The sequence below is a fragment of the Streptomyces sp. 35G-GA-8 genome, from assembly GCF_023534745.1.
GTDB lineage: Bacteria > Actinomycetota > Actinomycetes > Streptomycetales > Streptomycetaceae > Streptomyces.
In genome coordinates, this window is the sequence record NZ_JAMHJQ010000002.1 from 579,347 (window position 1) to 601,545 (window position 22,199).

Consider the following 22,199-nt stretch of genomic DNA (forward strand, 5'->3'; position numbering starts at 1 on the left):
CGGAACGTGCCGGATGGGCCGAATCGTCACTTCGCCGCGTTGGCGGCCTTGACCAGCGCGTCCTGCGTCACCGCGCCGACGTACACCGTGCCGTCGTCCGTCATCAGGGCGTTGATCAGACGGGTCTTGAAGACCGTGCCAGAACCGAACTTCCCGGTGACCTTGTCACCCAGCGCGTCCAGGAACTGCTGCGCCTCGGCCGGGACATCGCCCGACTTCGCCGCGTCCGCGCCGGCCGCGCCCGCAATACCCCCGTCGACGCCGGTCTCCAGCTCGTAGACGGCGTTCCAGCCCTCGCCGATGACCTTCGGCTCGCTCTTGTCCCCGGTCCCCTTGGCGCCGTCCTCGCCCTTGGGCAGCTCCCAGGCTCCGCCCTTGTCGCCCTTGTGCTCGCCCGCGCCCTTGTCGTCGCCCTGCGTCACCTTCGCGCCCTTGGGCGGCGTGAACTCGAACGTGGAGGCAGCGGGCTTGGCGAAGTCGACATCGGTGAAGCCGACATCGACCACGGCCTTGCCACCGCTGCTCGGGGACAGCGTGAACTTCAGCGGGGTGCCGGTCTCCGCGTCGACCGCGATCTTGATCGAGCCGACCGTCGAACCGCTCTGCTTGGGCTTGATGAGCAGCTGGTACGCGTCGCGCCCGGCGATCTTCGCCGTACCGTCGACGGTCACGGATGTCGTGTCGCCCGCGGCCTTCAGCGCCTCCTCGGCGAAGTCCTTGGGGGTCGCCGGGATGTCCTTCAGGGCGTCCTTCGGGGCCTGCTTCTCGCCGCTCCCGGCCGCGCCGTCCTTGGCCGCGTCCTTCGGGGCGGTCGCGTGGTACGCCTCGTTGGAGGCGCTGTCGTACGCCCAGACCTCGCCGGCGTTGTGGATCAGGCTGTACTCGGCGGCGGTGTCGCGGATCGACAGCCGCTGCTTGTCGGGGCCGTCCACCGCGATCCGGAGCGTGTGCGTGCCGGAGCTGAGCTCCATCAGCTTGGCGTTCGGGTCCGCGGACGAGCCGTCGGTGGGTCCGGCGCCGCCGGGCCCGCCCTTGCCACCGGCGAGCGCGCCGCCGGCCATGTCGCCGAGGCCGCCGAGCGACGGGAGCCCCAGATCCGTGGTGATCTTCACGGAGCCCGAGAGCTGCTCGGTCTCCGACGCGGCGATCTTCTCGATGAGTTGCTGCGCGCTGATCTTCGGCAGTTCGGGGTCTCCGGTCGCGGCGAGTGCCGGGACGAGCCCGATGGTCGCCGCAGCCACCACCGCCACCGCGGCGGGGAGCGCGTAGCGCGCCGCCTTGCGGCGGCCCTCGCCGGGCTCCCTGTCCTCCTCGGTGATCCGTGCGCTGTCGTTCGGTGCCATGTGTGCCCTACCTCCGTGGTCGGCGGCCTTCCGTCCCGTGCACTCGTCCACTCCGCGCCGCCAGTCTCACCCGAATTGGTCAGGAGTGGTGTTGACCATCTGACCAAACGGCCCCGTGTAAAGCGTCAGACCCCGGGCGCAACTTGTCGTACTGCTCTGGGATGACATCCCGATGAGATGCTTCCCGCATCCACTAGGGGAAGACAGGATTCCGCCGGTCCGGTTCCCGGCTCGGGACCTCCGGCGGCTCACGCCACGTCAGCGCACGCCACGCAGGGCGGACAGACGCCCCGTCAGCCCGCCCGGTGGACCACGGCGTCGCACAGCTCGATCAGCGCCGACTTCGCGTACCCCTCGGGCAGCGGCGTCAGCGTCGCCCGCGCCTCCTGCGCGTACCGCACCGTGTCCCTGCGCGCCTGCTCCAGGGCCGGATGCGCGCGCAGCCGCCGCAGCGCCTCCGAGAGCCGCGCGTCGTCCGCCAGATCGCCGTCCAGCAGCTCGACCAGCGCGAGGTCGTCGGGGCGGCCGTGTGCCTCGGCCTGGGCGCGCAGCAGCAGCACGGGCAGCGTGGGGATGCCCTCACGCAGATCCGTGCCGGGCACCTTGCCCGACTCGTGCGAGTCACTGGCGATGTCGAGAACGTCGTCCGCGAGCTGGAAAGCGACTCCCAGGCGCTCCCCGTACTGGGTGAGGATGTCGACGACCGACTCGTCCGCGCCGGAGGTCATCGCGCCGAAGCGGCAGGAGACCGCGACCAGCGAACCGGTCTTGCCGCCCAGGACGTCGAGGTAGTGCGCGACCGGGTCGCGGCCGTCGCGCGGTCCCGCGGTCTCCAGGATCTGGCCCGTCACCAGCCGTTCGAACGCCTCGGCTTGGATCCGTACCGCCTCGGGCCCCAGATCGGCCAGGATGTGCGACGCGCGCGCGAAGAGAAAGTCACCCGTGAGGACGGCGACCGAGTTGCCCCAGCGCGCGTTGGCGCTGTCCACGCCCCGGCGGACCTCCGCCTCGTCCATCACGTCGTCGTGGTACAGCGTCGCGAGATGGGTCAGCTCGACGACCACCGCGGCGGGGACGACACCGGGCGCGTACGGATCGCCGAATTGTGACGCGAGCATGACCAACAAAGGCCGGAAACGTTTGCCGCCCGCCCGTACCAGGTGCTGGGCAGCCTCCGTGATGAAGGGCACGTCGCTCTTGGTGGCATCGAGCAGTCCTGCCTCGACAGCCGCCAACCCGGTCTGGACATCGGCCTCAAGAGCCTGGTCCCGCACGCTCACCCCGAACGGCCCGACGACGGTCACGAGAGGTACTCCTGTCTGCTGACGATCACACGGATTGTCGATGTGTCGGCGTCTCCACTCAAGTCAGCCTATCCGGTCGCCTTTCGATCACCGTGGGCGCCTTCCCGGACCCGCCGGTATGTTCGGGATCAGCCATACGACCAGGAGTAGTGCTTTCGTCCCGAACAGTGACCGAACCCCGAGCGAACAGGGAGCGGCCATCACGCGGCGATGATCATGGTCGGGACCGCCCGCCGGGGTACGAGGCAACCACGAGGCGACCGGCATGCCTCCGCCCACTCCCCCCGCCTGCACCCCCGCCGCCATCCGCACCGGCTTCCCGCACGAGACGACACCCCACATCGCCGCCCCATTGGGTCAAGACGGACTTTTTGCCACTGCCGCGGCTGGGCAACAGCGACGTAACGTGTCCTGCATCGATCCGGAAAGCGAGGCAGCACCAATGCCCGAGCAGAGCCCGCTCGAACCGGCCGAGGGAGATCCCTTCGGCCCGCACAACCTCCCGTACGGAGTCTTCTCCACCGCCGACGAGCCCGACCGCCGCCGGCTCGGGGTCCGTATCGGCGACCACGTGCTCGACGCGGGAGCGGCGGCGCACGCCCTGGGCTCCCCGTACGCGGCACTGCTGGCCAGGCCGAGCCTCAACCCCCTGATGGCGGCGGGCCGTACGGCCTGGCGCGATGTCCGCCGGGCCCTCACCGCCTGGGTCACGGTGCCCGCGCACCGCGCGGACATAGAGCCCCTGCTCCATCCGCTCGGCTCGGTCACCCTGCATCTGCCGTACGAGATCGCGGACTATGTCGACTTCTACGCGAGCGAGCACCACGCCACCAATGTGGGCCGGATCTTCCGCCCCGACGGAGACGCGCTGCCGGCCAACTGGAAGCATCTGCCGATCGGTTACCACGGCAGGGCCGGCACGATCGTCGTGTCGGGTACGGATGTGACGCGCCCGTCGGGACAGCGCAAGGCGCCCTCCGACCCGGCGCCGGTCTTCGGCCCCTCCGTCAAGCTCGACATCGAGGCGGAGGTCGCCTTTGTCGTCGGGACGCCCTCGCGGCAGGGCAGTCCGGTCGAGCAGACGTCCTTCCGTGACCATGTCTTCGGGCTGTCGCTCCTCAACGACTGGTCGGCGCGCGACATCCAGGCATGGGAGTACGTGCCGCTCGGCCCGTTCCTCGGGAAGTCCTTCGCCACCTCCGTCTCGGCCTGGGTGACCCCGCTGGAGGCCCTGGACGCGGCCCGGGTGGCGCCCCCGGCCCGTACCGCCGAGCTGCTTCCCTATCTGGACGACGCGGACGACGAGGAGCCGGGCGGCTTCGATCTGCGGATCTCCGTCTCGCTCAATGGCCGGGTCATCTCCGAGCCGCCGTTCTCCACCATGTACTGGACGGCGGCCCAGCAGCTGTCCCATATGACGGTCAACGGCGCCTCGCTCCGTACGGGCGATGTCTTCGCGTCCGGCACGGTCAGCGGCGCGGAGCGCGAGCAGCGCGGCTCCCTGCTCGAACTCACCTGGAACGGCACCGAGCCCCTGGAACTCCCCGACGGCGGCCGGACATTCCTGGAGGACGGCGACGTGGTCACCCTGACCGCCTGGGCCCCGGGTCCCGACGGCACCCGGGTCGGCCTCGGCGAGGTCACGGGCCGGATCGTGCCCGCCTGAACCGGACTGCCCGGCACCCGCGGACGGGTGCCGGGCAGCCGGCTCGTTACGCGGCGGCGCACGCACCCCGCGGGCAGCGGCGTGCGGGCGCCCCCGGGCTACCGCACGAACCCGCCCGCCTGGCCCGCCAGATCCAGGAAGTACTGCGGGGCCACGCCCAGGACCAGCGTGACCGCGACGCCGACCGCGATCGCCGTCGTCGTCAGGGCCGACGGCACCGCGACCGTCGGGCCCTCCGGCTTCGGCTCGCTGAAGAACATCAGCACGATGACCCGGATATAGAAGAACGCGGCGATCGCCGAGGCGATCACACCGATCACGACCAGCACGCCCGCGCCGCCGTCCGCCGCCGCCTTGAAGACCGCGAACTTCCCGGAGAAGCCCGAGGTCAGCGGGATACCGGCGAAGGCGAGCAGGAAGACGGCGAAGACCGCGGCCACCAGGGGCGAACGCCGCCCGAGCCCGGCCCACTTGGACAGATGCGTCGCCTCGCCGCCCGCGTCGCGCACCAGCGTAACGACCGCGAACGCGCCGATCGTGACGAAGGAGTACGCCCCCAGATAGAAGAGGACGGACGAGATACCCTCGCTCGTCCCCGCGATCACACCGGCCAGGATGAAGCCGGCGTGCGCGATCGAGGAGTACGCCAGGAGGCGCTTGATGTCGGTCTGGGTGATGGCGACGATCGCGCCGCCCAGCATCGTGACGATGACGACGCCCCACATCACCGGCCGCCAGTCCCAGCGCAGCCCCGGCAGCACGACATACAGCAGCCGCAGCAGCGCGCCGAAGGCCGCCACCTTGGTCGCCGCGGCCATGAAGCCGGTGACCGGCGTGGGCGCGCCCTGGTAGACGTCCGGAGTCCACATGTGGAACGGCACCGCGCCGACCTTGAAGAGCAGCCCCATCAGGACCATCGCGCCGCCGATCAGCAGCAGCGCGTCATTGCCCATGGTGTCGGCGAGGGCCGGGTTGACGTTCTGGACGGTGCCGTTGACGACCTCCGCGATCCGCGCGTACGAGACGGAGCCCGCGTATCCGTACAGCAGGGCGATCCCGAAGAGCAGGAACGCCGACGAGAAGGCGCCCAGCAGGAAGTACTTGACCGCCGCCTCCTGCGACATCAGCCGCTTGCGGCGGGCGAGGGCGCACAGGAGGTAGAGCGGGAGCGAGAAGACTTCCAGCGCGATGAAGAGCGTCAGCAGATCGTTGGCCGCCGGGAAGACCAGCATGCCCGCGACGGCGAACATGGCCAGCGGGAACACCTCGGTGGTGGTGAACCCGGCCTTGACCGCCGCCTTCTCGCTGTCGCTGCCCGGTACGGCCGCGGCCTGCGCCACAAAGGAGTCGACGCGGTTGCCATGGGCCTCCGGGTCGAGCTTGCGCTCGGCGAAGGTGAACACGGCGACGATCGAGGCCAGCAGGATCGTGCCCTGGAGGAAGAGCGCCGGGCCGTCGACGGCGATGGCGCCCATGGCCGCGATGTGCTTCTTGGTCGTGCCGTATCCGCCGGCCGCGAGCCCGACCACCGCCGCGAAACCGGCGGCCAGGGCGACCACGGAGAGGAACAGCTGTGTGTGGTACCTGCCCCGGCGCGGGACGAACGCCTCGGCCAGGATGCCGAGGACCGCCGCGCCCAGCACGATCAGTACGGGTGACAGCTGCGCGTACTCGATGTTCGGGGCCGGGATCTTGGTGATCCCGTCGGCCGCCGTCGTTGTCCACAGGCTGTGGACGACAGTCGCACTCATGGAGCGGCCTCCACCTCGGGCTTGGGATCGGTCTGCTGTACGTCGGAGAGCGTGTGCTCCACCGCCGGGTTGACGATCTCGGTCAGCGGCTTCGGATAGACGCCCAGGAAGAGAAGCAGCGCGATCAGCGGGGTGATGACCACCAGCTCCCGGACGCGCAGATCCGGCATCGACCTGACCTCGGCCTTCACCGGCCCGGTCATCGTGCGCTGATAGAGCACGAGGACATAGAGCGCGGCGAGGACGATGCCGATGGTGGCGATGATGCCGATCACCGGATATCTGCTGAACGTACCGACCAGGACCAGGAACTCACTCACGAACGGCGAGAGCCCCGGCAGCGAGAGCGTCGCGAGCCCGCCGATCAGAAACGTCCCGGCGAGAACCGGCGCGACCTTCTGCACCCCGCCGTAGTCCGCGATGAGCCGCGAGCCGCGCCGGGTGATCAGGAAGCCGGCCACCAGCATCAGCGCGGCCGTCGAGATCCCGTGGTTGACCATGTAGAGCGTGGCGCCCGACTGGCCCTGGCTGGTCATCGCGAAGATGCCCATGATGATGAAGCCGAAGTGGGAGATCGACGCGTACGCGATCAGCCGCTTCATGTCCCGCTGGCCGACCGCGAGCAGCGCGCCGTAGACGATGCTGATCAGCGCGAGCACCAGGATCACCGGGGTGGCCCACTTGGACGCCTCCGGGAAGAGCTGGAGGCAGAAGCGCAGCATCGCGAACGTGCCGACCTTGTCGACCACGGCGGTGATCAGTACGGCGACGGGCGCGGTGGCCTCGCCCATGGCGTTGGGCAGCCAGGTGTGCAGCGGCCACAGCGGCGCCTTCACCGCGAAGGCGAAGAAGAAGCCGAGGAAGAGCCATCGCTCGGTGTCGGTCGCGATGGACAGCGAGCCGTTGGCCCGCGCCTCGGCGATCTCGGAGAGCGAGAAGCTGCCCGCGACGACATAGAGCCCGATGACGGCGGCCAGCATGATCAGGCCGCCGACCAGGTTGTAGAGGAGGAACTTGACGGCGGCGTACGAGCGTTGGGTGGCCGCCGCCTCGTCCCCGCCGCTGTGGGCGCGGTCGCCGAAGCCGCCGATGAGGAAGTACATCGGGATGAGCATGGCTTCGAAGAGGATGTAGAAGAGGAAGACGTCGGTGGCCTCGAACGAGAGGATCACCATCGCCTCGACCATCAGGATCAGCGCGAAGAAGCCCTGGGTCGGCCGCCAGCGGCGGTTCGGGTTCACCTCTTCCAGCGGGTCGGCGTCATGCCAGCCGGCCAGGATCACAAAGGGGATCAGCAGCGCGGTCAGCGCGAGGAGCGCCACCCCGATGCCGTCCACGCCCAGTTCGTAACGGACCCCGAAGTCGGAGATCCAGGCATGCGATTCGGTGAGCTGATAGCGGTCACCACCGGGCTCGAAGCGGACCACCACGACGGCGGCCAGCACGAGCGTGGCGAGCGAGAAGAACAGCGCCAGCCACTTGGCGGCGGTGCGCCGGGCGGCCGGGACGGCCGCCGTGACGATCGCGCCGACCGCGGGCAGCACGGCCGTGGCTGTCAGGAGCGGGAACGACATGTCCGTTACACCGCCCTCATCAGCAGGGTCGCGGCGATGAGCACTGCCGTACCTCCGAACATCGAGACCGCATAGGTGCGGGCGTAGCCGTTCTGCAGCTTGCGCAGCCGGCCGGAGAGCCCGCCGAACGACGCGGCGGTGCCGTTGACCACTCCGTCGACCAGGGTGTGGTCGACATAGACCAGGGAGCGGGTGAGGTGCTCGCCGCCGCGGACCAGGACCACATGGTTGAAGTCGTCCTGGAGGAGATCGCGGCGGGCGGCGCGGGTGAGCAGCGAGCCGCGCGGGGCGGTCACCGGCACGGGCTTGCGTCCGTACATGACCCAGGCGACGGCGACCCCGATGACCAGCACGACCACGGTGGCCGTGGTGACGGTGGCCGCGCTGACCGGCGAGTTCCCGTGGGAGTATCCGGTGACGGGCTCCAGCCAGTGCACGAAGCGCTCACCGATGGCGAAGAACCCGCCGGCGAAGACCGAGCCGAAGGCCAGGATGACCATGGGGATGGTCATGGACTTCGGGGACTCGTGCGGGTGCGGCTCGTGTCCCTTCTCATCGGGCTGCCAGCGCTTCTCGCCGAAGAACGTCAGCAGCATCACGCGCGTCATATAGAACGCGGTGATCGCGGCGCCCAGCAGCGTGACGGCGCCGAGGATCCAGCCCTGCGTCCCGCCCTTGGCGAAGGCGGCCTCGATGATCATGTCCTTGGAGAAGAAGCCGGACAGCCCGGGGAAGCCGATGATCGCCAGATAGCCGAGACCGAACGTGACGAACGTGACCGGCATGTACTTCCGCAGACCGCCGTACTTCCGCATGTCGACCTCGTCGTTCATGCCGTGCATGACCGAACCGGCACCGAGGAAGAGCCCGGCCTTGAAGAAGCCGTGCGTCACCAGGTGCATGATCGCGAAGACATAGCCGATCGGGCCGAGGCCCGCCGCCAGGATCATGTACCCGATCTGCGACATCGTCGAGCCCGCGAGGGCCTTCTTGATGTCGTCCTTCGCGCAACCGACGATCGCACCGAACAGGAGCGTCACCGCGCCGACCACGACGACCACCAGCTGTGCGTCCGGCGCCGCGTTGAAGATCGCGCCGGAGCGGGTGATCAGATACACGCCCGCCGTCACCATCGTCGCCGCGTGGATCAGGGCCGAGACCGGGGTCGGGCCCTCCATCGCGTCACCGAGCCAGGACTGGAGCGGCACCTGGGCCGACTTGCCGCACGCGGCCAGCAGCAGCATCAGGCCGATCGCCGTCAGCTTGCCCTCCGTCGCGTCGCCCGTGGACGACAGCACGGGGCCGAAGGCGAAGGTCCCGAAGGTGGTGAACATCAGCATGATCGCGATCGACAGACCCATGTCGCCGACCCGGTTGACCAGGAACGCCTTCTTGGCGGCCGTCGCCGCGCTGGGCTTGTGCTGCCAGAACCCGATGAGCAGGTACGAGGCGAGCCCCACACCCTCCCAGCCCATGTACAGCAGCAGGTAGTTGTCGGCGAGGACCAGCAGCAGCATCGCCGCCAGGAACAGGTTCAGATAGCCGAAGAAGCGGCGGCGCCGCTCGTCGTGCTCCATGTACCCGATCGAATAGATATGGATCAGCGTGCCCACGCCGGTGATCAGCAGGACGAAGGTCATCGACAGCTGGTCGAGCTGGAAGGCGATGTCCGCCTGGAACCCCTCGACGGGGATCCAGCTGAACAGATGCTGGTGCAGGGAGCGGCCTTCGCCGCTCTTGCCGAGCATGTCGCTGAAGAGCACGACACCGATCACGAAGGACGCGGCGGCCAGCAGCGTGCCGAGCCAGTGGCCCACGCGGTCGAGCCGACGGCCGCCGCACAGCAGCACCGCCGCTCCGAGCAGAGGCGCCGCGATGAGCAGCGCAATCAAGTTCTCCACGATTCAGCGACCCCTCAGAGCTTCATCAGGCTGGCGTCGTCGACCGAGGCCGAGTGGCGGGAACGGAACAGCGACACGATGATCGCGAGCCCGACCACGACCTCCGCGGCGGCGACGACCATCGTGAAGAAGGCGATGATCTGGCCGTCGAGATTGCCGTGCATCCGGGAGAAGGCGACGAACGCGAGGTTGCAGGCGTTCAGCATCAGCTCGATGCACATGAACACCACGATCGCGTTCCGCCGGATCAGCACCCCGGCCGCGCCGATGGTGAACAACAGCGAGGCGAGATAGAGGTAGTTGACCGGATTCATCGCTTGACCTCCTCATCCTCGCGGCCCAGCCGCTCCGACGACCGCTGCTCCAGCGCCTTGAGGTCCGCGATGGCCTCGTTCGACACATCGCGGATCTGCCCGCGGTCCTTCAGCGTCTTGTTGACCGTCAGCTCGGACGGGGTGCCGTCGGGCAGCAGACCGGCGATGTCCACCGCGTTGTGCCGGGCGTAGACACCGGGGGCGGGCAGCGGGGGCAGTTGCGTGCCCTTGCGTACGCGCTCCTCGGCCAGCTCCCGCTGGGTCTTGGCCCGTTCGGTCCGCTCCCGGTGCGTGAGCACCATCGCGCCGACCGACGCGGTGATCAGCAGCGCGCCGGTGATCTCGAAGGCGAACACGTACCGGGTGAAGATCAGGGCGGCCAGTCCCTCGACATTGCCGCCGGCGTTGGCCTGGCCGAGCCCGGTGAAGGAGTTCAGCGAGGCGTTGCCGATCCCGGCGATGAGCAGGACCCCGAAGCCCAGCCCGCAGGCGGCGGCCCACCAACGCTGGCCCTTCAGCGTCTCCTTGAGGGAGTCGGCGGCCGTGACACCGACGAGCATCACCACGAAGAGGAACAGCATCATGATCGCGCCGGTGTAGACGACGATCTGCACCACGCCCAGGAAATACGCCCCGTTGGCGAGATAGAAGACCGCCAGGACGATCATCGTGGCGGCCAGGCACAGCGCGCTGTGCACGGCCTTCTTCATCAGGATCGTGCAGAGAGCGCCGATCACGGCGACGGTGCCGAGGATCCAGAACTGGACGGCCTCACCGGTCGAGGTCGTCGTGGCGGCGGTGGTGAGAGAGGAAGCCGAGGTGAGAGAGGAAACGGGCAGGACGGACGCGAGGGAGGACGCGGCGAGCAGGCTCATGCACCGACCTCCTCGTCCGTCGGCTTCTCGCCCTTGCTGACCGCGACCTGCCGGACCGTGCCCGGCGCGGCCTCGGTGACCAGCCCCCGGTAGTAGTCCTGTTCGTCGGTGCCCGGGAAGATCGAGTGCGGTGTCTCGACCATGCCTTCCTGAAGGCCCGCGAGAAGCTGCTCCTTCGTATAGATCAGGTTCTCGCGGGAGCTGTCGGCCAGCTCGAAGTCATTGGTCATCGTGAGCGCCCTGGTCGGGCAGGCCTCGATGCACAGACCGCACAGGATGCAGCGCGCGTAGTTGATCTGGTAGACGCGGCCGTAGCGCTCCCCCGGGGAGTAGCGCTCCTCGTCCGTGTTGTCCGCGCCCTCCACATAGATCGCGTCCGCCGGGCACGCCCAGGCGCACAACTCGCAGCCGATGCACTTCTCCAGCCCGTCCGGATGCCGGTTCAGCTGATGCCGGCCGTGGAAGCGCGGCGCCGTCACCTTCTGCTGTTCCGGGTACTGCTCGGTCAGCCGCTTCTTGAACATGGCCTTGAAGGTCACGCCGAAGCCGGCCACCGGATTCCGGGGGGGACGCGGGATGTCCCCCGGCGAAGAGTCAGACACTGTCAGCCTCCTTTCCGTCACTCTCGGTACCGTCACTCACAGTATTGCCCCCGCCACTGACAATCAGCTCGCGGTCACGTCGTGGCCGCCTGCGCGGTACGGGCGGCAACTCCTGTCCAGGCAGCGGCGGTACGGGGAATCCGCCCGCCATCGGGTCGAAGGCCGGGGGCTCCGGTTCGTTCGCCGCCGCGGCCTTCTCCTTCCTGTCGCGGAAGATGTCCACGACGAAGGAGAGCAGCAGGATCGCGATGACCGCCCCGAGGACGTACAGCACGATCGACTGGAAGCCGTAGTTCTCGTTGCGCAGGGCCCGTACGGTCGCGACGACCATCAGCCAGACCACCGAGACCGGGATCAGCACCTTCCAGCCGAGCTTCATCAGCTGGTCGTAGCGCACGCGCGGCAGCGTGCCGCGCAGCCAGATGAAGAAGAACAGCAGCAGCTGGACCTTGAGGACGAACCAGAGCAGCGGCCACCAGCCGTGGTTCGCGCCCTCCCAGAAGGTGGAGATCGGCCACGGGGCGCGCCAGCCGCCGAGGAAGAGCGTGGCGGCGACGGCCGAGACGGTGACCATGTTGATGTACTCGGCGAGCATGAACATCGCGAACTTGATCGATGAGTACTCGGTGTTGAAGCCGCCGACGAGGTCGCCCTCGGACTCCGGCATGTCGAAGGGGGCGCGGTTCGTCTCGCCCACCATCGTGACGATGTAGATGATGAAGGAGACCGGCAGCAGGATGATGTACCAGCGGTCGGCCTGGGCCTCGACGATCGCCGAGGTCGACATCGACCCCGAGTAGAGGAACACCGACGCGAACGCGGCGCCCATGGCGATCTCGTACGAGATCATCTGCGCGCACGAGCGCAACCCGCCGAGCAGCGGATACGTCGACCCCGACGACCAGCCCGCGAGGACGATGCCGTAGATCCCGACCGAGGCGACGGCGAGGATGTAGAGCATCGCGATCGGCAGGTCGGTCAGCTGCATCGTGGTGCGGTGGCCGAAGATCGAGACCTCGTTGCCGGCCGGGCCGAACGGGATCACGGCGATCGCCATGAACGCCGGCACCGCCGCGATGATCGGCGCGAGGACGTAGACCACCTTGTCCGCGCGCTTGACGATGATGTCTTCCTTGAACATCAGCTTGGCGCCGTCGGCGAGGGACTGGAGCATCCCCCAGGGGCCGTGCCGGTTCGGGCCGATGCGCAGCTGCATCCAGGCGACGACCTTGCGCTCCCACACGATGGCGAAGAGCACGGTCAGCAGCAGGAACGCGAAGCAGAACACCGCCTTGACGACCACGAGCCACCACGGGTCGCGGCCGAACATCGACAGGTCCTCGACGGCGAGGACCGGTCCCGGGGCCGTCGCGAGTTGGGCGAAGGCGGTCATGCGCGCACCTCCGGTGCTTCCGTGGCCGTGTCGCCGGGCTCGGCCGGGCCGATACGGACGAGCGTGCCGGGGCGGGAGCCGGTGTCCGCGAGGACCCCGCCGCCCGTCGAGTTGAGCGGCAGCCAGACCACCCGGTCCGGCATCTCCGTGACCTGGAGCGGGAGCGTGACCGTGCCCGATGGGCCGGTGACGGACAGCTCGTCGCCGTTCTTGACGCCCGTCTCGGCGGCCGTCGCGGTGGAGAGCCTGGCGACCGCCGCGTGCCGGGTGCCGGCCAGCGCGTCGTCGCCCTGCTGGAGAAGACCGAGGTCGAGCAGGAGCCGGTGGCCCGCGAGTACGGCTTCGCCCTCGCCGGGCCTGGGCACCGGACGGGACGGTTCCAGCGGCTCGGTGGCGCGCGGTCCCTCCCAGTGGCCGAGCCGTTCCAGCTCGGCGCGTACGGCCCTGAGGTCGGGCAGTCCGAAGTCGCCGATCCCGTCGGCGTCCGAGGTGGCGGCGAGCGTGTCGGCCAGCATGTGCAGCACGCGCGCGTCGCTCGGTGCCAGGCGCCGGGTCATCTGCTCCGGCTTCAGCGCGGCCTCGAACAGCCGCGCCCTGCCTTCCCAGTTGAGGAACGTGCCCGACTTCTCCGCGACGGCGGCCACCGGGAAGACCACATCGGCCCGCTCGGTGACCTCGCTCGGCCGCAGCTCCAGCGAGACGAGGAAGCCGACGGCGTCCAGCGCGGCCCGCGCGGACGCCGGGTCCGGCAGATCCGCGACCTCCACACCCGCGACGACCAGGGCGGTCAGCTCGCCGGTGGCGGCGGCCTCGATGATCCGGTCGGTGTCCCGGCCGTAGGCGCGCGGCAGTTCGCTCACGCCCCAGACCGCCGCGGTCTCCTGACGCGCCCGCGGGTCGGTGGCGGGACGGCCGCCGGGCAGCAGCGACGGGAGCGCGCCCGCCTCCAGCGCGCCGCGCTCGCCGGCCCGCCTGGGGATCCACACCAGCCTCGCGCCGGTCGCGGTGGCGGCCCGCGCGGCGGCGGTGAGCCCGCCCGGCACGGCCGCCAGCCGCTCACCGACGACGATCACGGCGCCCTGCTCGCGCAGCGCCTGGGAGGCCCGTTCGCCGTCCCCTTCGAGTCCGGCGCTGACCGGATTGGCCGCCAGCGCGTCCAGCCACTCGGTCTCGGTGCCCGGCGCGGCGGGCAGCAGCGTGCCGCCGGCCTTCTCCAGACCGCGGGTGGCGTAGGTGGCCAGCGAGAACGTGCGCTGGCCGCGGTTGCGGTGCGCCTTGCGCAGCCGCAGGAAGACGCCGGGCGCCTCCTCCTCGGACTCGAAGCCCACGAGCAGCACGGCCGGAGCCTTCTCCAGCATGGTGTACGTGAGCCCCGTGCCGTCCAGGTCGCGGCCGTGGCCCGCGACATGGGCGGCCAGGAAGTCGGCCTCCTCGGTGCTGTGCACGCGCGCGCGGAAGTCGATGTCGTTGGTGTCGAGGACGACCCGGGCGAACTTGGCGTACGCGTAGGCGTCCTCAACGGTGAGCCGGCCGCCCGCGAGGACCCCCGCCCGGCCGCGCGCCGCGCTCAGACCGCGGGCCGCGGCCTCCAGCGCCTCGGGCCAGCTCGCCGGTTCGAGGACGCCGTCCCCGTTCCGTACGAGCGGGGTGGTGAGCCGGTCGGGCTTCTGCGCGTAGCGGAAGCCGAACCGCCCCTTGTCGCACAGCCACTCCTCGTTGACCTCCGGGTCATTGGCGGCCAGCCGCCTCATGACCTTGCCGCGCCGGTGGTCGGTCCGCGTGGCGCAGCCGCCCGCGCAGTGCTCGCAGACGCTCGGCGAGGACACCAGGTCGAACGGGCGGGAGCGGAAGCGGTACGCGGCCGAGGTCAGCGCCCCGACCGGGCAGATCTGGATGGTGTTCCCGGAGAAGTACGACTCGAACGGGTCGCCCTCGCCGGTGCCGACCTGCTGGAGCGCGCCCCGCTCGATCAGCTCGATCATCGGGTCGCCCGCGATCTGGTTGGAGAAGCGCGTACAGCGCGCGCACAGCACACACCGCTCACGGTCGAGCAGCACCTGCGTGGAGATCGGGACGGGCTTCTGGAACGTGCGCTTCTTGCCCTCGAAGCGGGTGTCCGGGTCGCCGACCTGCATGGCCTGGTTCTGGAGCGGGCACTCGCCGCCCTTGTCGCAGACCGGGCAGTCCAGCGGGTGGTTGATGAGCAGCAGCTCCATCACCCCGCGCTGGGCCTTCTCGGCGACCGGCGAGGTCAGCTGCGACTTGACGACCATGCCGTCGGTGCAGGTGATGGTGCAGGAGGCCATCGGCTTGCGCTGGCCCTCCACCTCGACGATGCACTGGCGGCAGGCGCCGGCCGGGTCCAGGAGCGGGTGGTCGCAGAAGCGCGGGATCTCGATGCCGAGGAGTTCGGCGGCGCGGATGACCAGGGTCCCCTTGGGGACGGAGATCTCGATGCCGTCGATGGTCAGCGAGACCAGGTCCTCGGGCGGGACCGCCGGCTCGCCGCCGCCGGAGGGAGCGCTCGTCGTCACGGTCATGCGTTCACCTCCAGGTGCGGGTTCCGGTCTGCCCAGACGGTGGACTTCGCGGGGTCGAAGGGGCAGCCCTTGCCGGTGATGTGCTGCTCGTACTCCTCGCGGAAGTACTTGAGCGAGGAGAAGATCGGGGACGCGGCTCCGTCGCCGAGCGCGCAGAAGGACTTGCCGTTGATGTTGTCGGCGATGTCGTTGAGCTTGTCGAGGTCGGACAGCTGTCCCTTGCCGTCCTCGATATCGCGGAGCAACTGCACCAGCCAGTACGTCCCCTCGCGGCACGGCGTGCACTTGCCGCAGGACTCATGGGCGTAGAACTCGGTCCAGCGGGTGACGGCCCGGACGACGCAGGTGGTCTCGTCGAAGCACTGGAGGGCCTTCGTGCCGAGCATGGAGCCGGCGGCGCCCACCGCCTCGTAGTCCAGCGGGACATCGAGGTGCTCGTCGGTGAACATCGGGGTCGAGGAGCCGCCCGGTGTCCAGAACTTGAGCCGGTGGCCCGCGCGCATGCCGCCGCTCATGTCGAGCAGCTGGCGCAGGGTGACACCGAGCGGGGCCTCATACTGGCCCGGGCTGGTGACATGGCCGCTGAGCGAGTAGAGCGTGAAGCCCGGGGACTTCTCGCTGCCCATCGACTTGAACCAGTCCTTGCCGCGGTTGAGGATCGCGGGAACGGACGCGATGGACTCGACGTTGTTCACCACGGTGGGGCAGGCGTAGAGGCCCGCCACCGCCGGGAAGGGAGGACGCAGCCGGGGCTGTCCGCGACGGCCCTCCAGGGAGTCGAGCAGCGCGGTCTCCTCACCGCAGATGTACGCGCCCGCGCCCGCGTGCACGATGACATCGAGATCGAGCCCGCTGCCCAGGATGTTCTTGCCGAGATACCCCGCCGCGTAGGCCTCGCGGACCGCTTCGTGCAGCCTGCGCAGTACGGGGACGACCTCGCCGCGCAGATAGATGAACGCGTGCTGCGAGCGGATCGCGTAGCAGGCGATCACGATCCCCTCGATGAGGGAGTGCGGATTGGCGAAGAGGAGCGGGATGTCCTTGCAGGTGCCCGGCTCCGACTCGTCCGCGTTGACGACGAGGTAGTGCGGCTTGCCGTCGCCCTGCGGGATGAACTGCCACTTCATCCCGGTGGGGAAGCCCGCGCCGCCTCGGCCGCGCAGGCCCGAGTCCTTGACGTAGGCGATGACGTCGTCGGGCGGCATCGCGAGGGCCTTCTTGAGCCCCTCGTACCCTTCGTGGCGCTCGTAGGTCTCCAGTGTCCAGGACTCCGGCTGGTCCCAGAAGGCGGACAGGACGGGCGCGAGGATCTTCTCGGGGCTGGTCCCGTTCTCGTTGAGCGCGGCGGCCACTGTCATCACTCCCCCTCCTCGGCTGCGCCCGGCTGCGATTCGTTCTGCGGATGCGCGCCGTCCCGGGGCCGTACCACCCGCTGGGGTGCCTCGCCCTTGGCGAGCCGCAGGCCGACCAGCGACGCGGGTCCGGCGCCGCCGGTCGCCTCGACGGCGCCGGGGCGCTCGTCGGGGAAGCCGGCGAGGATGCGCGCGGTCTCCTTGTAGGTGCACAGGGGGGCGCCGCGGGTGGGCTGGACGGTCCCTCCCTCGCGGAGGTCGTCGACGAGCCGCTTGGCGCTGTCGGGCGTCTGGTTGTCGAAGAACTCCCAGTTCACCATCACGACCGGCGCGAAGTCGCAGGCCGCGTTGCACTCGATGTGTTCGAGGGTGACCTTGCCGTCCTCGGTCGTCTCGTTGTTGCCGACGCCGAGATGCTCCTTGAGCGCGTCGAAGATGGCGTCGCCGCCCATCACCGCGCAGAGCGTGTTGGTGCAGACGCCGACCTGGTAGTCGCCGCCCTGCTTGCGGCGGTACATGGAGTAGAACGTCGCGACGGCCGTGACCTCGGCGGTGGTCAGTTCGAGCAGCTCCGCGCAGAAGGCCATCCCCGTACGGGAGACGAACCCCTCCTCGGACTGCACGAGGTGCAGCAGCGGGAGCAGCGCGGACCGGGAGCCGGGGTAGCGGCCGATGATCTCCTTGGCGTCCGCTTCCAGCCTGGCGCGCACATCGGCCGGGTAGTCGGGAGCGGGGAGCTGTGGCATCCCCAGGCTCACCTCTGCGTTGGGCGGTGTGGTGGTCACCGGTCGACGCCTCCCATCACGGGGTCGATGGACGCGACGGCGACGATGACGTCGGCGACCTGGCCGCCCTCGCACATCGCCGCCATGGCCTGGAGATTGGTGAAGGACGGGTCGCGGAAGTGGACCCGGTACGGGCGGGTGCCGCCGTCGGAGACGACATGCGCGCCCAGCTCGCCCTTGGGCGACTCGACGGCCGCGTACGCCTGTCCCGGCGGGACCCGGAAGCCCTCCGTCACCAGCTTGAAGTGATGGATCAGAGCCTCCATGGACGTGCCCATGATGTTCTTGATGTGGTCGAGCGAGTTGCCCAGACCGTCGGGGCCGAGCGCCAGCTGTGCGGGCCAGGCGATCTTCTTGTCGGCGACCATCACCGGGCCCGGCTCCAGCCGGTCCAGGCACTGTTCGACGATCCGCAGCGACTGGCGCATCTCCTCCAGGCGGATGAGGAAGCGGCCGTACGCGTCGCAGGTGTCGGCGGTCGGGACCTCGAAGTCGAAGGTCTCGTAACCGCAGTACGGGTCGCTCCTGCGCAGATCGTGCGGAAGTCCGGCGGAGCGCAGGATCGGTCCTGTGGCGCCCAGCGCCATGCAGCCGGTCAGATCGAGATAGCCGACGTCCTGCATACGGGCCTTGAAGATCGGGTTGCCGGTGGCGAGCTTGTCGTACTCCGGCAGGTTCTTCCGCAGCGTCTTCAGCAGCTCGCGCAGCTGGTCGACGGCGCCCGGGGGCAGATCCTGGGCGAGTCCGCCGGGGCGGATGAACGCGTGGTTCATCCGCAGGCCGGTGATCATCTCGTAGGCATCGAGAATCAGTTCACGATCACGGAAGCCATAGATCATGATCGTCGTCGCGCCCAGCTCCATACCGCCGGTGGCGATACAGACGAGATGCGAGGAGAGCCGGTTCAGCTCCATCAGCAGGACGCGGATGAGCGTGGCCCGGTCCGGGATGTCGTCCTCGATGCCGAGCAGCTTCTCCACGCCCAGGCAGTACGCCGTCTCGTTGAAGAACGACGTCAGGTAATCCATGCGCGTGACGAAGGTGGTGCCCTGCGTCCAGTTGCGGAATTCGAGGTTCTTCTCGATACCGGTGTGCAGATAGCCGATGCCGCAGCGGGCCTCGGTGACGGTCTCGCCCTCGATCTCCAGGATCAGCCGCAGCACTCCGTGGGTGGAGGGGTGCTGGGGACCCATGTTGACGACGATCCGCTCGTCGTCGGCCTTGGCCGCGGACTGGACGACCTCGTCCCAGTCGCCACCGGTGACCGTATATACGGTGCCCTCGGTGGTCGCACGGGGCGTGGCCTGGGGTGCGTGGGGTGCGTGGGGAGCAGACATCAGGAGTACGACCTCCGCTGGTCCGGAGCCGGGATCTGGGCGCCCTTGTACTCGACGGCGATCCCGCCGAGGGGATAGTCCTTGCGCTGCGGGAAGCCCTGCCAGTCGTCCGGCATCATGATCCGGGTCAGGGCGGGGTGGCCGTCGAAGATCAGCCCGAAGAAGTCGTACGTCTCGCGCTCGTGCCAGTCGTTGGTCGGATAGATCTCGACCAGGGACGGCACATGCGGGTCGGCGTCCGGCGCTGAGACCTCAAGACGGAGCAGCCGGCCGTGGGTGAGCGAGCGCAGGTGGTAGACGGCGTGCAGCTCGCGGCCCTTGTCAGCGGGGTAGTGGACGCCCGAGACCCCCGTACAGAGCTCGAAGCGCAGCGCCGGGTCGTCGCGCAGGGTGCGCGCCACCTGGACGAGATGCTCGCGGGCGACGTGGAAGGTGAGCTCGGCGCGGTCGACGACCGTCTTCTCGATGGCGTTCTCCGGGAGGAGACCCTGCTCCTCCAGCGCGCCTTCGAGCTCGTCGGCGATCTCGTCGAAGGACCCGCCGGGGCCGCCGTACGGCCGGGCGGAGGCGCCCGGCAGCAGCACGGTCCTGACGAGCCCGCCGTAGCCGGAGGTGTCGCCGCCGTTGTTGGCGCCGAACATGCCCTTCTGTACGCGGATGGGCTCGCGGGTGTCCTCACGCGCGGACGGAACGTTGTTTCCGGAGGGCCGCTCTCCGGATCCCTGGTCGCCGGTCACCGCAGCAGCCCCTTCATCTCGATCGTCGGGAGCGCCTTGAGGGCCGCCTCCTCCGCCTCACGGGCCGCTTCCTCCGCGTTGACCCCGAGCTTGGAGCTCTGGATCTTCTGGTGGAGCTTGAGAATGGCGTCCATCAGCATCTCGGGGCGTGGTGGGCAGCCGGGCAAATAGATGTCGACAGGGACAATATGATCCACACCCTGGACAATCGCGTAATTATTGAACATTCCGCCCGATGATGCGCAAACCCCCATGGAAATCACCCACTTGGGGTTGGGCATCTGGTCATAGACCTGTCGCAGAACCGGCGCCATCTTCTGGCTCACCCGCCCGGCCACGATCATCAGATCGGCCTGTCGCGGCGAACCGCGGAAGACCTCCATGCCGAACCGCGCCAGGTCGTACCGCCCGGCACCGGTCGTCATCATCTCGATGGCGCAGCACGCGAGGCCGAAGGTCGCGGGGAAGACGGATGACTTCCGCACCCAGCCCGAGGCCTGTTCGACGGTGGTCAGCAGAAAACCGCTCGGCAGCTTCTCTTCGAGTCCCATTGGTGGCCCCTCAGCCCCTTTAGTCCCATTCCAGACCGCCGCGCCGCCACACATACGCGTAGGCGACGAAGACGGTGAGCACGAAGAGCAGCATCTCCACGAGCCCGAAAATCCCCAGGGCGTCGAAGGTGACGGCCCAGGGGTAAAGGAAGACGACCTCGATATCGAAGATGATGAAGAGCATCGCCGTCAGGTAGTACTTGATGGGAAAACGGCCGCCTCCGGCCGGCGTCGGCGTGGGTTCGATGCCACACTCGTACGCTTCAACTTTGGCCCGGTTGTAGCGCTTTGGGCCGATAAGCGTGGCCATGACCACGGAGAAGATCGCAAACCCAGCCCCGAGGGCGCCGAGCACGAGGATGGGTGCGTAGGAATTCACGCCCCTCAGCTCCTTCCAGTCGTCCTTGACCGTTGGATCGCACCGGGCGGTTCGCCTCGCCGCCCCGTCACGATCACTGAAGATCGCGCACATGTGAGGCAGTTCACAAGCCCGACTGCCCCGCATCCTATGCCCGGTGGTCTGTGATCTGCGACACGGGGTGCGACAACAGCTTTGTGATCTCCACCACCCGACGAAGGATCATGAAGTCGGATGAGCGGTGATCTTCATACGTGAAGCGGCCGAGCGGTCACCAGATGTGACAACCGAGCCCGTTTCCACTGGTCAGGGGCGGGTCGCTCTATCAAGCGATGCACCGTACAAGCAAATTTGCGATGAAACAGTCTACCGTGCTATGCGGCTCGGCGGTCACTCGCGCGAGGGGGAAGTGCGGACCGACGTGGACACGTGCACGCATTCACGAGCAACCGGGACAGCTTCGCGAGCGTCCATGGAGAGACGCGTGAGCGCGCCGGAAGACCCGGCGGCCACCCGGAGCGCGGCCCGTGATCGTTCCGACCGCCACATGGTGACCACTCTGTGACCTGTACCACTCCACTCAACCGTCAAGACAAGAGGGCTTGGCCAGGGGCGTAAAGGGATGGTAAGCGGCGGGCAATTCGGACGTTTATCGGAAAGACCGTGATCACAGCCATGATCACCCATGCCCGGTTTGCCCGTTACGGCGTCAATAAGACCCGAGGCTAAGCGGATTCACAGATTCCGAACGTAACTGTGGCGCAACACACCTTGCTTGACGGGAACCAGGTATCACCTGATAGCCGTAGGTCTCATGTCCCACACCGCTCACATACCCAGCCACCGGAAGCCCCGCCGCAGCGCGTCGAAAGTCGTCCTCCGTAGCGGAGTTGCCGGTGGCGTCCTCAGCACCATCGCGGTCGCAGGTGCCGCCGGCCCGGCGAACGCCGAGCCGGTGACCACCCAGACCATAGAAATGCCCACGCTCACCTCCGGCCTCGTCGGCGACTTCACGCGGTCCGCCGAGGCCACGCAGCGCATGGCGAACTCCCTGGACCTGCGCGCCCAGCAGGACGCCGCGGCCGCCAGCGCCGCGCAGACCGCCAAGAAGGCCAAGGCCGACGCGGAGCGCAAGGCCGAGGCAGAGGCCAAGAAGAAGGCCGAAGCGGAGGCCCGCGCCAAGGCCGCCGCCGCCGAGCGCGCGTCCCGTACCGCGGAGCGCACCACGCTGTCGGCGCCCTCCTCGTCGAACTCCGGCTCGGGCTCCTCGTCCGGTTCGTCCGCCTCGACGTCGTCGAAGTCGACTTCGGGGGCCACCGGTTCCGCGGCAACCGTGCTCGCCTTCGCCCAGGCCCAGCTCGGCGACGCGTACATCATGGGCTCGACGGGCCCCAACGCCTGGGACTGCTCCGCCCTCGTCCAGGCCGCCTACCGCCAGATCGGCGTCGACCTCCCGCGCGTCTCGCAGGACCAGTCGACCGCCGGCACCCAGGTTTCCCTGAGCAACCTCCAGCCGGGCGACATCCTCTACTGGGGCGGCGCGGGCAGCGCGTACCACACGGCGATCTACGCCGGTGGCGGCGAGTTCATCGGCGCGCAGAACCCCAGCAGCGGTGTGGTGAAGAAGTCCCTGGACTGGGACCCGCCGAGCGGCGCGGTCCGCGTCCTCTGATCCGCTGCCCCACGCGCGGTACGACCGACCCAGTCGTCGTACGGCGACGAGAACCCGCACCCTTGCTCGGGAGATGCGGGTTCTTGTCGTGTTGCGGGTTCTTGTCGCAATGCGGATTCTTGTCGCGCTCGCCCCCGCTCGCCC

General features: G+C 68.9%; 18 protein-coding genes. 2 read left to right on the plus strand and 16 right to left on the minus strand.

Annotation, left to right across the window (positions count from 1 at the left end; genetic code table 11):
* Window positions 1-26: 26 nt before the first annotated feature.
* Together M1203_RS05825 and M1203_RS05830 are read right to left on the minus strand one after the other, a co-directional pair.
* Window positions 27-1,343, minus strand: a complete 1,317-nt coding sequence (locus tag M1203_RS05825; RefSeq protein ID WP_249948381.1) for a DUF2092 domain-containing protein — start codon at window positions 1,341-1,343, stop codon at window positions 27-29.
* A 293-nt stretch (window positions 1,344-1,636) separates the two neighbouring features.
* Entirely contained in the window at window positions 1,637-2,647 is a 1,011-nt protein-coding gene (locus M1203_RS05830; RefSeq protein ID WP_249948382.1) for a polyprenyl synthetase family protein, read from the minus strand.
* A gap of 442 nt (window positions 2,648-3,089) precedes the next feature.
* On the opposite strand from M1203_RS05830, the gene fahA reads away from it, so the two are divergent.
* Window positions 3,090-4,313: a fumarylacetoacetase gene (gene fahA, locus M1203_RS05835; protein ID WP_249948383.1), complete on the plus strand. Its 1,224-nt coding sequence runs from the start codon at window positions 3,090-3,092 to the stop codon at window positions 4,311-4,313.
* Window positions 4,314-4,411: 98 nt separating this feature from the next.
* Here fahA and nuoN read toward each other — a convergent pair whose 3' ends face one another.
* From nuoN to M1203_RS05905, 14 genes are read right to left on the minus strand one after another with little or no spacing between them, the layout of a single operon-like run.
* On the minus strand, window positions 4,412-6,064 hold the full coding sequence (gene nuoN / locus M1203_RS05840; RefSeq protein ID WP_249948384.1) for an NADH-quinone oxidoreductase subunit NuoN: 1,653 nt from the start codon (window positions 6,062-6,064) through the stop codon (window positions 4,412-4,414).
* On the minus strand, window positions 6,061-7,638 hold the full coding sequence (locus M1203_RS05845; protein WP_249948385.1) for an NADH-quinone oxidoreductase subunit M: 1,578 nt from the start codon (window positions 7,636-7,638) through the stop codon (window positions 6,061-6,063). The genes nuoN and M1203_RS05845 overlap by 4 nt, the downstream gene beginning before the upstream one ends.
* Window positions 7,639-7,643: 5 nt before the next feature.
* Window positions 7,644-9,539: an NADH-quinone oxidoreductase subunit L gene (gene nuoL, locus M1203_RS05850; RefSeq protein WP_249948386.1), complete on the minus strand. Its 1,896-nt coding sequence runs from the start codon at window positions 9,537-9,539 to the stop codon at window positions 7,644-7,646.
* Between the two features lie 14 nt (window positions 9,540-9,553).
* Window positions 9,554-9,853 (minus strand): NADH-quinone oxidoreductase subunit NuoK, encoded by a 300-nt coding sequence (nuoK, locus tag M1203_RS05855; protein WP_030351371.1) that lies wholly within the window; start codon window positions 9,851-9,853, stop codon window positions 9,554-9,556.
* Complete coding sequence (locus tag M1203_RS05860) at window positions 9,850-10,728, minus strand: NADH-quinone oxidoreductase subunit J (RefSeq protein ID WP_249948387.1); 879 nt, start codon at window positions 10,726-10,728, stop codon at window positions 9,850-9,852. The genes nuoK and M1203_RS05860 overlap by 4 nt, the downstream gene beginning before the upstream one ends.
* Window positions 10,725-11,330: an NADH-quinone oxidoreductase subunit NuoI gene (nuoI, locus tag M1203_RS05865; protein ID WP_249948388.1), complete on the minus strand. Its 606-nt coding sequence runs from the start codon at window positions 11,328-11,330 to the stop codon at window positions 10,725-10,727. Before nuoI ends, M1203_RS05860 begins: the two co-directional genes overlap by 4 nt.
* A complete protein-coding gene (nuoH, locus tag M1203_RS05870; protein ID WP_249948389.1) occupies window positions 11,323-12,723 on the minus strand; it encodes an NADH-quinone oxidoreductase subunit NuoH in 1,401 nt (466 codons plus the stop codon). Before nuoH ends, nuoI begins: the two co-directional genes overlap by 8 nt.
* The gene (locus M1203_RS05875; protein ID WP_249948390.1) at window positions 12,720-15,263 is read right to left on the minus strand and encodes an NADH-quinone oxidoreductase subunit G; all 2,544 of its coding nucleotides are present in this window, start codon (window positions 15,261-15,263) and stop codon (window positions 12,720-12,722) included. Before M1203_RS05875 ends, nuoH begins: the two co-directional genes overlap by 4 nt.
* A complete protein-coding gene (nuoF, locus tag M1203_RS05880) occupies window positions 15,260-16,621 on the minus strand; it encodes an NADH-quinone oxidoreductase subunit NuoF (protein ID WP_249948391.1) in 1,362 nt (453 codons plus the stop codon). Before nuoF ends, M1203_RS05875 begins: the two co-directional genes overlap by 4 nt.
* Complete coding sequence (nuoE, locus tag M1203_RS05885; RefSeq protein WP_249948536.1) at window positions 16,621-17,361, minus strand: NADH-quinone oxidoreductase subunit NuoE; 741 nt, start codon at window positions 17,359-17,361, stop codon at window positions 16,621-16,623. The genes nuoF and nuoE overlap by 1 nt, the downstream gene beginning before the upstream one ends.
* A 35-nt stretch (window positions 17,362-17,396) precedes the next feature.
* Window positions 17,397-18,737, minus strand: a complete 1,341-nt coding sequence (locus M1203_RS05890; protein ID WP_249948392.1) for an NADH-quinone oxidoreductase subunit D — start codon at window positions 18,735-18,737, stop codon at window positions 17,397-17,399.
* Complete coding sequence (locus M1203_RS05895; protein WP_249948393.1) at window positions 18,737-19,474, minus strand: NADH-quinone oxidoreductase subunit C; 738 nt, start codon at window positions 19,472-19,474, stop codon at window positions 18,737-18,739. The genes M1203_RS05890 and M1203_RS05895 overlap by 1 nt, the downstream gene beginning before the upstream one ends.
* Window positions 19,471-20,025 carry an NADH-quinone oxidoreductase subunit B family protein gene (locus M1203_RS05900; protein WP_046505025.1) on the minus strand — a complete coding sequence of 185 codons (555 nt, stop codon included), beginning with the start codon at window positions 20,023-20,025 and terminating at the stop codon, window positions 19,471-19,473. The genes M1203_RS05895 and M1203_RS05900 overlap by 4 nt, the downstream gene beginning before the upstream one ends.
* A gap of 19 nt (window positions 20,026-20,044) precedes the next feature.
* The gene (locus M1203_RS05905; protein WP_249948537.1) at window positions 20,045-20,404 is read right to left on the minus strand and encodes an NADH-quinone oxidoreductase subunit A; all 360 of its coding nucleotides are present in this window, start codon (window positions 20,402-20,404) and stop codon (window positions 20,045-20,047) included.
* Window positions 20,405-21,197: 793 nt separating this feature from the next.
* On the opposite strand from M1203_RS05905, the gene M1203_RS05910 reads away from it, so the two are divergent.
* Window positions 21,198-22,055 carry a C40 family peptidase gene (locus tag M1203_RS05910; RefSeq protein WP_249948394.1) on the plus strand — a complete coding sequence of 286 codons (858 nt, stop codon included), beginning with the start codon at window positions 21,198-21,200 and terminating at the stop codon, window positions 22,053-22,055.
* Window positions 22,056-22,199 lie beyond the last annotated feature (144 nt).